The organism is Hyphomonas sp. GM-8P, assembly GCF_003263315.1.
GTDB lineage: Bacteria > Pseudomonadota > Alphaproteobacteria > Caulobacterales > Hyphomonadaceae > Hyphomonas.
The window spans coordinates 1-1,252 of record NZ_AWFE01000006.1 but is presented as its reverse complement, the minus strand read 5'-3'; the positions used below and the strand labels follow the sequence as shown (position 1 = coordinate 1,252).

Sequence of the window (1,252 nt, the reverse complement as noted above, 5' to 3'; positions counted from 1 at the left end):
CGAAATGGACGCGCTGATGCAGGACAAGCGGGTGGCCCCGCCGGTGCTCGCGCACCTCTTCACGAAACTTGAAGCCAGGTTCGATGGCCGGCCGACAATGCTGATCCTCGACGAGGCCTGGCTGTTCCTCGACCATCCGATGTTTGCCGGGCGTCTCCGCGACTGGTTGAAGACACTCCGCAAGAAGAATGTCTCGGTCGTGTTCGCGACACAGAGCCTGTCGGACATCGCGGCAAGCGCGATTGCGCCAAGCCTCATCGAAAGCGCACCCACGCGAATCTTCCTTGCCAATGCGCGGGCCGAGGAGCCCTCGCAGCGCGCAGCGTATGAGAGCTTCGGACTCAATGCCCGCCAGGTCGAATTGATCGCACGGGCGACGCCGAAGCGGGACTATTATGTTCAGACACCGGACGGCAACCGCCTGTTCGATCTGGACCTTGGGCCTGTCGCCCTCGCCTTCTGTGCTGCCGGGTCGAAGGCCGACCAGAAGCTGATTTCGGACGTATTGGTCACTTCAGGACCGGACCGGTTCGCGCCCGTCTGGCTTGCAGCCCGCGGGCATCACTGGGCTGCAGACCTGATCGGAACGGAAGGAGAAATGCCATGCGCCGCCGAATGATCGCCTTACTGCTCGGGTCGGTCTCATCGTTGAGCCTCGCACCGCTTCCGGCAAACGCCTTGCTCGGTGTCGGCGATGTCGTCATTGATCCGACCAATCTCGTCCAGAATATCCTGACGGCCACGCACACACTCGAACAGATCAATAACCAGATCCAGCAGCTGCAGCATGAAGCCCAGATGCTGGTAAACCAGGCCGAGGACCTGAAGCGCCTCGACTATGCCTCTATCGAGCACTTGAAACGCCTGCTCGAACGGATCGAGACGCTGATGCGCGAAGCGGGCGAGGTCACCTACGAAGTCGAGAAGAGCGAGCGCCAGTACCGCGAAGCCTTCCCGGACTCCTATGAAGACCTCAGCAATGAAGAGATCGTCGCCGAGGCCGCCGACCAGTGGCGGATCAGCCGCGACGCGTTCCGCGCCTCGATCCAGGTCCAGTCGGGTATCGTGACCTCGATTGCAGACGCGCGAGAGACCCTGACCGACCTTGTGGGCGAGAGCCAGGCCGCCACGGGCAACCTGTCTGTTGCCCAGGCCGGCAACCAGCTCGTCGCGCTTTCGGTCGAACAGCAGATGCAGATGCAACAGCTGATGGCCGCGCAGTACCGGATGGTGGCGCTCGAAGAATCGCGCC

General features: G+C 62.3%; 1 protein-coding gene and 1 pseudogene. Both read left to right on the top strand.

The window, feature by feature from the left end; genetic code table 11:
- Positions 1-619 (top strand): annotated as a pseudogene (locus HY26_RS01630) (conjugal transfer protein TrbE); the annotation flags it as partial.
- The coding region (trbJ, locus tag HY26_RS01625) for a P-type conjugative transfer protein TrbJ (protein ID WP_112072805.1) at positions 604-1,252 on the top strand (649 nt) is incomplete at its 3' end. The pseudogene HY26_RS01630 and the gene trbJ, both read left to right, overlap by 16 nt.